Raw genomic sequence first — 7,766 nt, forward strand, 5'->3', positions numbered from 1 at the left:
CATGTTAAGTATTAAAGAATTACACGTCAACGTGGAAGATAAAGCTATCCTGCGCGGATTAAGCCTCGACGTTCGTCCCGGCGAAGTTCACGCCATTATGGGACCAAACGGCTCGGGCAAAAGCACCTTATCAGCAACGCTTGCCGGGCGTGAAGATTATGAAGTGACGGGCGGCACAGTTGAGTTTAAAGGAAAAGATTTGCTTGAGCTGTCGCCGGAAGATCGTGCAGGCGAAGGCATCTTTATGGCCTTCCAGTATCCGGTGGAAATTCCCGGCGTCAGTAACCAGTTTTTCCTGCAAACGGCACTTAATGCGGTGCGCAGCTATCGCGGCCAGGAAACGCTCGACCGCTTTGATTTTCAGGATTTGATGGAGGAAAAAATCGCCCTGTTGAAGATGCCGGAAGATTTATTAACGCGTTCGGTAAACGTTGGTTTCTCCGGTGGCGAGAAAAAGCGCAACGATATTTTGCAAATGGCAGTGCTGGAACCGGAGTTATGCATTCTTGATGAGTCGGATTCCGGGCTGGATATCGACGCATTAAAAGTGGTTGCCGATGGCGTGAACTCACTGCGTGACGGCAAGCGTTCATTCATCATTGTTACGCACTACCAGCGCATTCTCGACTACATCAAACCTGATTACGTCCACGTGCTGTATCAGGGGAGAATTGTGAAATCCGGCGATTTCACGTTGGTCAAACAACTGGAGGAGCAGGGATATGGCTGGCTTACCGAACAGCAGTAACGCGCTGCAACAGTGGCATCACTTGTTTGAAGCTGAAGGGGCGAAACGCTCCCCGCAAGCACAGCAGCATTTACAACAATTGCTGCGTACCGGCCTGCCGACACGTAAACATGAGCACTGGAAATATACACCGCTGGAGGGGCTAACCAATAGCCAGTTTGTCAGCATCGCTGGAGAGATATCTCCACAGCAGCGTGATGCCTTAGCGTTAACGTTAGACGCCGTGCGGCTGGTGTTTGTCGATGGACGTTACATGCCAGCACTGAGCGATACAACTGAAGACAGCGGGTATGAAGTGAACATTAACGACGACCGTCAGGGGTTACCCGACGCCATTCAGGCAGAAGTGTTTCTCCATCTGACGGAAAGCCTGGCACAAAGCGTTACGCATATCGCCGTGAAGCGCGGTCAACGGCCTGCAAAGCCATTGCTGTTAATGCATATTACCCAGGGCGTGGCAGGTGAAGAGGTAAACACCGCCCATTACCGGCATCATCTGGAGCTGGCGGCAGGTGCCGAAGCGACGGTGATTGAACATTTTGTCAGCCTTAATGATGCTCGTCATTTTACCGGGTCACGGTTTACTATCAACATCGCAGCGAACGCCCACTTGCAGCATATCAAGCTGGCGTTTGAAAACCCGGTCAGTCACCACTTTGCCCATAACGATTTGTTGCTGGCAGACGATGCCACCGCATATAGCCACAGTTTCCTGCTTGGTGGCGCCGTGTTACGGCACAACACCAGTACGCAACTCAATGGCGAAAACAGCACGCTGCGGATCAATAGCCTGGCGATGCCGGTGAAAAACGAGGTTTGCGATACCCGCACCTGGCTTGAACACAATAAAGGTTTTTGTAACAGCCGACAGTTGCACAAAACTATCGTCAGCGACAAAGGCCGCGCGGTATTTAACGGGTTGATCAACGTCGCGCAGCACGCCATCAAAACGGATGGGCAGATGACCAACAATAATCTTCTGATGGGCAAACTGTCTGAAGTAGATACCAAACCACAGCTGGAAATCTATGCCGATGATGTGAAATGCAGCCACGGCGCGACGGTGGGGCGTATTGATGACGAACAGATGTTCTATCTGCGCTCGCGCGGGATCAATCAGCAGGATGCCCAACAGATGATTATTTACGCCTTTGCTGCCGAACTGACGGAAGCATTGCGTGATGAGGGGCTTAAACAGCAGGTGCTGGCCCGAATCGGTCAACGGCTGCCAGGAGGTACAAGATGACTTTTTCCATCGACAAGGTGCGTGCCGATTTTCCGGTGCTCTCGCGTGAGGTGAATGGTCTGCCACTGGCTTATCTTGACAGCGCTGCCAGCGCGCAGAAACCGAGCCAGGTGATTGATGCCGAGGCTGAGTTTTATCGTCACGGCTACGCGGCAGTGCATCGCGGTATTCATACCCTGAGCGCTCAGGCGACCGAGAAAATGGAGAACGTGCGCAAGCGGGCGTCGCTGTTTATCAACGCACGTTCAGCGGAAGAATTAGTGTTCGTTCGCGGCACGACGGAAGGCATTAACCTGGTCGCCAATAGCTGGGGTAACAGCAACGTGCAGGCGGGCGATAACATCATCATCAGCCAGATGGAACATCACGCTAACATTGTTCCCTGGCAAATGCTTTGCGCACGCGTTGGCGCAGAGCTGCGTGTGATTCCCCTCAACCCTGACGGTACGCTGCAACTGGAGACGCTGCCTACTCTGTTTGATGAGAAAACTCGCCTGTTGGCAATTACCCATGTCTCCAACGTGCTGGGCACGGAAAATCCGCTGCTGGAAATGGTCACACTTGCGCATCAGCATGGCGCAAAAGTACTGGTGGATGGCGCTCAGGCGGTGATGCATCATGCGGTGGATGTTCAGGCGCTGGATTGCGATTTTTACGTGTTTTCCGGGCATAAACTGTATGGACCCACCGGGATTGGCATTCTTTATGTCAAAGAAGCCTTGCTTCAGGATATGCCGCCGTGGGAAGGGGGCGGTTCTATGATCGCCTCCGTCAGCCTGAGTGAAGGCACTACCTGGACCAAAGCACCGTGGCGGTTTGAAGCCGGTACACCCAATACCGGAGGTATTATTGGTCTTGGCGCTGCGCTGGAGTATGTTTCGGCGCTGGGGCTTAATAACATTGCCGAGTATGAACAGAATCTGATGCATTACGCGCTATCACAGCTGGCCTCTGTACCGGATCTCACTCTTTATGGTCCACAGAACAGGTTTGGCGTTATTGCTTTTAATCTTGGTAAACACCACGCCTATGATGTTGGCAGTTTTCTCGATAATTATGGCATTGCAGTGCGTACCGGACATCACTGCGCAATGCCATTAATGGCCTATTACAACGTCCCTGCTATGTGTCGGGCGTCGCTGGCCATGTATAACACCCATGAAGAAGTGGATCGTCTGGTGACCGGATTGCAACGTATTCACCGTCTGCTGGGATAACAGGGAGATACTATGGCTGTATTGCCGGATAAAGAAAAATTGCTGCGTAATTTTTTACGCTGCGCCAACTGGGAAGAGAAATATCTCTACATTATTGAGCTGGGCCAGCGTCTGCCAGAATTACACGACGAAGACAGAAGCCCACAAAACAGTATTCAGGGCTGCCAGAGTCAGGTGTGGATTGTGATGCGCCAGAATGCGCAGGGCATAATTGAATTGCAGGGCGACAGCGATGCGGCCATTGTGAAAGGGCTTATTGCGGTCGTCTTTATTCTCTACGATCAAATGATGCCGCAGGATATTGTCAATTTCGATGTGCGGCCATGGTTTGAAAAAATGGCGCTCACCCAACATCTTACTCCATCTCGCTCGCAAGGTCTGGAAGCGATGATTCGCGCAATTTGCGCCAAAGCCGCTGCACTTAGCTAAACTAAAGGGACAGCTTTCATCCGGCTGACTCACATTGCCGGATGGTCAATGTTTACACTGACCTGCACAGGAGTGTTTCGGTTTCAGGTGAACATCTGCGCCATCCGACGTTTCAGCGTGAGTCTCCGGCAAATACAGGAGGTTTACAATGAAACGCGCGTCTTTGCTTACACTCACACTTATCGGCGCTTTTAGCGCCATCCAGGCTGCCTGGGCGGTTGATTATCCGCTACCTCCAACTGGAAGCCGACTGGTTGGGCAAAATCAAACGTATACGGTGCAGGAAGGGGATAAAAACCTTCAGGCCATCGCCCGACGTTTTGATACTGCGGCAATGTTGATCCTTGAAGCCAATAACACTATCGCCCCGGTGCCAAAACCCGGTACACCGATAACTATCCCTTCGCAACTGTTATTACCAGATGCGCCGCGCCAGGGGATTATCGTTAACCTTGCAGAACTGCGCCTTTATTATTATCCACCGGGAGAAAATATTGTGCAGGTCTATCCGATTGGTATTGGTTTGCAGGGGCTGGAAACGCCAGTGATGGAAACGCGAGTGGGGCAGAAAATCCCTAACCCAACCTGGACGCCTACAGCGGGCATTCGTCAGCGTTCGCTGGAGCGTGGCATTAAATTACCGCCAGTTGTTCCTGCCGGGCCAAATAACCCACTAGGACGTTACGCACTGCGTCTTGCGCACGGCAATGGCGAATACCTCATTCATGGCACCAGTGCGCCGGACAGCGTCGGTTTGCGCGTCAGTTCGGGCTGTATTCGTATGAATGCACCGGATATTAAGGCCTTGTTTTCCAGCGTGCGGACAGGCACGCCGGTGAAAGTGATCAACGAACCGGTGAAATATTCCGTGGAACCGAACGGGATGCGTTATGTTGAAGTACATCGACCGCTATCAGCAGAAGAACAGCAGAACGTTCAGACGATGCCGTACACACTGCCCGCAGGCTTTACGCAATTTAAAGATAATAAAGCTGTAGATCAGAAGTTAGTCGATAAAGCGTTGTATCGTCGGGCAGGGTATCCGGTTGCGGTGAGCAGTGGAGCAGCACCCGCAGCCAGCAATGCGCCTTCAATAACATCAGCGCAAAATGGTGAACCAGAGCAAGGAAATATGTTACGAGCGACGCAGTAGCGGTAAATAGCAGGTAAAAAAATGGCGCACAATGTGCGCCATTTTTTACTTCACAGGTACTATTACTTGCGGTATTTAGTAGCCATGTTGTCCAGACGCTGGTTAGCACGAGCTGCGTCATCTTTAGCAGCCTGAACGTCGGAACGCATTGCGTTCACGTCGTTGCTCAGCTGGTCAACTTTAGCGTTCAGAGTCTGAACGTCAGAAGACAGCTGATCGATTTTAGCGTTGCTGGAGCAACCTGCCAGCAGAGTAGAACCCAGGATTACCGCGCCCAGTACCAGTTTAGTAGCTTTCATTATTAATACCCTCTAGATTGAGTTAATCTCCATGTAGCGTTACAAGTATTACACAAAGTTTTTTATGTTGAGAATATTTTTTTGATTGGAAGGCACTTATTTTTGATCGTTCGCTCAAAGAAGCATCGAACGCTGGGTTTTAGATAAAAAAATTGAGAGAAAACAGGATGCTTCCATCGGATTCATCTTAGATAAAGTGAGATTATATAGTGAAATCCGATTTGATTTTTTATTGCTTGTGGTTATCGATTAAATAAAAAAAGCGCCCATCAGGGCGCTTCGATATAAAAATTAATTCACAAAAGCAATATTACAGGACGTGAACAGATGCGGTGTTGGTCGTGCCGCTCGGTACCAGTGCACCAGAAACCATAACTACGACGTCACCTTTGTGTGCCAGGCCGCTCTGCAGAGCCAGCTCTTTACCCAGACGGTAGAAATCATCAGTAGAAGAGATCTCTTTAACCAGCTGCGGCACAACGCCTTTGCTCAGTACCAACTGATGAGCCGTTTTTTCGTTGGTGGTCAGTGCCAGGATAGTGGCATCCGGGAAGTATTTACGTACTGCACGAGCAGATTTACCGCCCTGGGTAGCAACCACGATCAGTGGGGCATCCAGTTTTTCAGCAGTTTCAACGGCGCCACGGCATACCGCTTCGGTAATGCGCAGTTTGCGGTTGTCATTGTTGAACTCGAGACGGCTGTTCATCACGCGGTCGGTACGTTCGCAAATGGTCGCCATGATAGAAACAGCTTCCAGCGGGTATTTACCTTTTGCGGATTCACCAGACAGCATGACGGCATCAGTACCGTCGAGGATGGCGTTGGCAACGTCACCGGCTTCTGCGCGAGTCGGGCGTGGGTTTTTGATCATAGAATCCAGCATCTGGGTCGCAGTGATAACGACTTTACGTGCACGGATACATTTTTCGATGATCATTTTCTGCGCGAAGATAACTTCTTCAACAGGGATTTCAACACCCATGTCGCCACGCGCAACCATGATGCCGTCGGATGCTTCGAGGATTTCGTCGAAGTTGTTCAGGCCTTCCTGGTTTTCAATTTTGGAGATGATCTGGATCTTCTCGCCGCCGTGCGCTTTCAGGTGCTCACGGATTTCGATAACGTCAGAACGCTTACGAATAAAGGAAGCAGCAACAAAGTCTACGCCTTGTTCGCAACCGAAGATCAGGTCCTGTTTGTCTTTTTCAGCCAGTGCTGGCAGGGCAATGGAAACGCCAGGCAGGTTCACACCTTTGTTTTCGCCCAGGTCACCGTTGTTCAGCACTTTACAGATAACTTTGTTACCTTCAATGGAGGTAACTTCCATACCGATCAGACCATCGTCAACCAGTACAGTGTTGCCAACAGACAGGTCAGTAGTGAAACCTTCATACGTTACCGCAACCATTTCGCTGTTGCCGATAACGGATTTATCAGTAGTGAAAGTAAAGGTCTGACCGGCTTTCAGAGAAACGTCGTTACCGCCTTCCAGTTTCATGGTACGGATTTCCGGACCTTTAGTATCAAGCAGGATAGCGGCAGTTTTACCTGTTTTGCTCATCACGTTGCGCAGATTCTGAATGCGCTGACCGTGTTCTGCATAGTCACCATGAGAGAAGTTCAGACGCATAACGTTCATGCCAGCGTCCAGCATTTTAGCTAACATCTCTTCAGATTCGGTTTTCGGTCCGATGGTGCAAACAATTTTGGTCTTTTTCATGACAGTCTTAGTCTTTAAGTTGAGAAGGATAGGAGAAACTTGCTTTCTGGGCGCACTGCCGGAAAGCGAATCCGGTATTACGAAAGTGGTGATGCCTCGCTCTAAGGATAGGTGACATCGAAAAAGCGTGCAGAGGAATGTGTGCTTGTGTCTCAGCCCAACGTGAGTGCCTGTTTTTGAGTCGTTGAGTTCTACAGTCCAAAGTGCTGAAACCATTCAAGAGTCAATTGGAGCGCATTATACGCTGAAATTAATCCAAAAGGAAAACAAAAACAGCGTTTCAAAAAATATACAGCTCCTTAGACAATAAGTTGGTATCAAAGATTTAACGTTCCAGTGAAAAGGTTACGCAAGAACTTCAATGTTTGCGCAACGTCTGGGGACGGGTTTGTCAGTGCGGGGATGAGTGAAAGTTCATCTGGTGTATAAATACATCATCACTTAATTGCTACAATTAAAATAATTTATCGCGTTATTTATATGATTTTGTTTGATTTTTGTTTAATTGATTAGATTGATATATGCTGATAGTCGGCATGATATACTCTAAATAATTCGAGTTGCAGGAAGGCGGCAAGCGAGTGAATCCCCAGGAGCTTACATAAGTAAGTGACTGGGGGGAGCGAACGCAGTCGCAGCACATGCAACTTGAAGTATGACGAGTATAAACAGGTATAAAGAATGGGAAACCGGACAAAAGAGGATGAACTATACCGAGAAATGTGCAGAGTTGTCGGTAAAGTTGTGCTGGAAATGCGTGATCTGGGGCAGGAACCAAAGCATATTGTTATCGCAGGTGTATTACGTACAGCATTAGCCAATAAACGCATTCAGCGCCGTGAGCTGGAAAAGCAGGCGATGGAAGCCGTCATTAACGCACTGGTAAAATGGGGAGTGTTAGAAATTCTGTGTCATTCCAGTAATATACAATCAAAAAGGAATGACACATGT

The 7,766-nt window shown here is 49.5% G+C and carries 8 protein-coding genes and 1 pseudogene; 6 read left to right on the forward strand and 3 right to left on the reverse strand.

The annotated features are described in order from the left end of the window. Window position 1: 1 nt before the first annotated feature. The 5 genes from sufC (at window position 2) to ldtE (ending at window position 4,793) form a co-directional block, all read left to right on the forward strand. Entirely contained in the window at window positions 2–748 is a 747-nt protein-coding gene (sufC, locus tag A7090_RS11715; protein ID WP_105274151.1) for a Fe-S cluster assembly ATPase SufC, read from the forward strand. After that, window positions 723–1,994: a Fe-S cluster assembly protein SufD gene (sufD, locus tag A7090_RS11720; RefSeq protein WP_105274152.1), complete on the forward strand. Its 1,272-nt coding sequence runs from the start codon at window positions 723–725 to the stop codon at window positions 1,992–1,994. Before sufC ends, sufD begins: the two co-directional genes overlap by 26 nt. Then, the gene (gene sufS / locus A7090_RS11725; RefSeq protein ID WP_105274153.1) at window positions 1,991–3,211 is read left to right on the forward strand and encodes a cysteine desulfurase SufS; all 1,221 of its coding nucleotides are present in this window, start codon (window positions 1,991–1,993) and stop codon (window positions 3,209–3,211) included. Before sufD ends, sufS begins: the two co-directional genes overlap by 4 nt. A 12-nt stretch (window positions 3,212–3,223) precedes the next feature. Beyond that, window positions 3,224–3,640: a cysteine desulfuration protein SufE gene (sufE, locus tag A7090_RS11730; RefSeq protein WP_105274154.1), complete on the forward strand. Its 417-nt coding sequence runs from the start codon at window positions 3,224–3,226 to the stop codon at window positions 3,638–3,640. A gap of 148 nt (window positions 3,641–3,788) precedes the next feature. Beyond that, window positions 3,789–4,793 (forward strand): L,D-transpeptidase LdtE, encoded by a 1,005-nt coding sequence (ldtE, locus tag A7090_RS11735; protein ID WP_105274155.1) that lies wholly within the window; start codon window positions 3,789–3,791, stop codon window positions 4,791–4,793. Window positions 4,794–4,855: 62 nt separating this feature from the next. Here the strand turns inward: ldtE and lpp are convergent, their stop codons facing one another. The 3 genes from lpp to ynhH form a co-directional block, all read right to left on the reverse strand. Then, window positions 4,856–5,092 carry a murein lipoprotein Lpp gene (gene lpp, locus A7090_RS11740; RefSeq protein WP_000648420.1) on the reverse strand — a complete coding sequence of 79 codons (237 nt, stop codon included), beginning with the start codon at window positions 5,090–5,092 and terminating at the stop codon, window positions 4,856–4,858. 310 nt (window positions 5,093–5,402) lie between these two features. Continuing rightward, window positions 5,403–6,815, reverse strand: a complete 1,413-nt coding sequence (pykF, locus tag A7090_RS11745; RefSeq protein ID WP_105274156.1) for a pyruvate kinase PykF — start codon at window positions 6,813–6,815, stop codon at window positions 5,403–5,405. A 7-nt stretch (window positions 6,816–6,822) separates the two neighbouring features. Next, window positions 6,823–7,017 carry a protein YnhH gene (gene ynhH / locus A7090_RS27045; protein ID WP_242664678.1) on the reverse strand — a complete coding sequence of 65 codons (195 nt, stop codon included), beginning with the start codon at window positions 7,015–7,017 and terminating at the stop codon, window positions 6,823–6,825. Between the two features lie 479 nt (window positions 7,018–7,496). Between ynhH and fumD the strand changes: the two are divergent. Continuing rightward, window positions 7,497–7,703: pseudogene (gene fumD / locus A7090_RS11750) on the forward strand (fumarate hydratase FumD); the annotation flags it as partial. Between the last annotated feature and the right edge of the window lie 63 nt (window positions 7,704–7,766).

Source organism: Escherichia sp. MOD1-EC7003, assembly GCF_002965065.1.
GTDB lineage: Bacteria > Pseudomonadota > Gammaproteobacteria > Enterobacterales > Enterobacteriaceae > Escherichia.

Bases quoted from the DNA above. Each gene is read 5' to 3' on its own strand.
- sufE (WP_105274154.1), top strand. From the start codon at position 3,224: ATGGCTGTATTGCCGGATAAAGAAAAATTGCTGCGTAATTTTTTACGC.
- pykF (WP_105274156.1), bottom strand. From the start codon at position 6,815: ATGAAAAAGACCAAAATTGTTTGCACCATCGGACCGAAAACCGAATCT.
- lpp (WP_000648420.1), bottom strand. From the start codon at position 5,092: ATGAAAGCTACTAAACTGGTACTGGGCGCGGTAATCCTGGGTTCTACT.
- sufD (WP_105274152.1), top strand. From the start codon at position 723: ATGGCTGGCTTACCGAACAGCAGTAACGCGCTGCAACAGTGGCATCAC.
- sufC (WP_105274151.1), top strand. From the start codon at position 2: ATGTTAAGTATTAAAGAATTACACGTCAACGTGGAAGATAAAGCTATC.
- ldtE (WP_105274155.1), top strand. From the start codon at position 3,789: ATGAAACGCGCGTCTTTGCTTACACTCACACTTATCGGCGCTTTTAGC.
- sufS (WP_105274153.1), top strand. From the start codon at position 1,991: ATGACTTTTTCCATCGACAAGGTGCGTGCCGATTTTCCGGTGCTCTCG.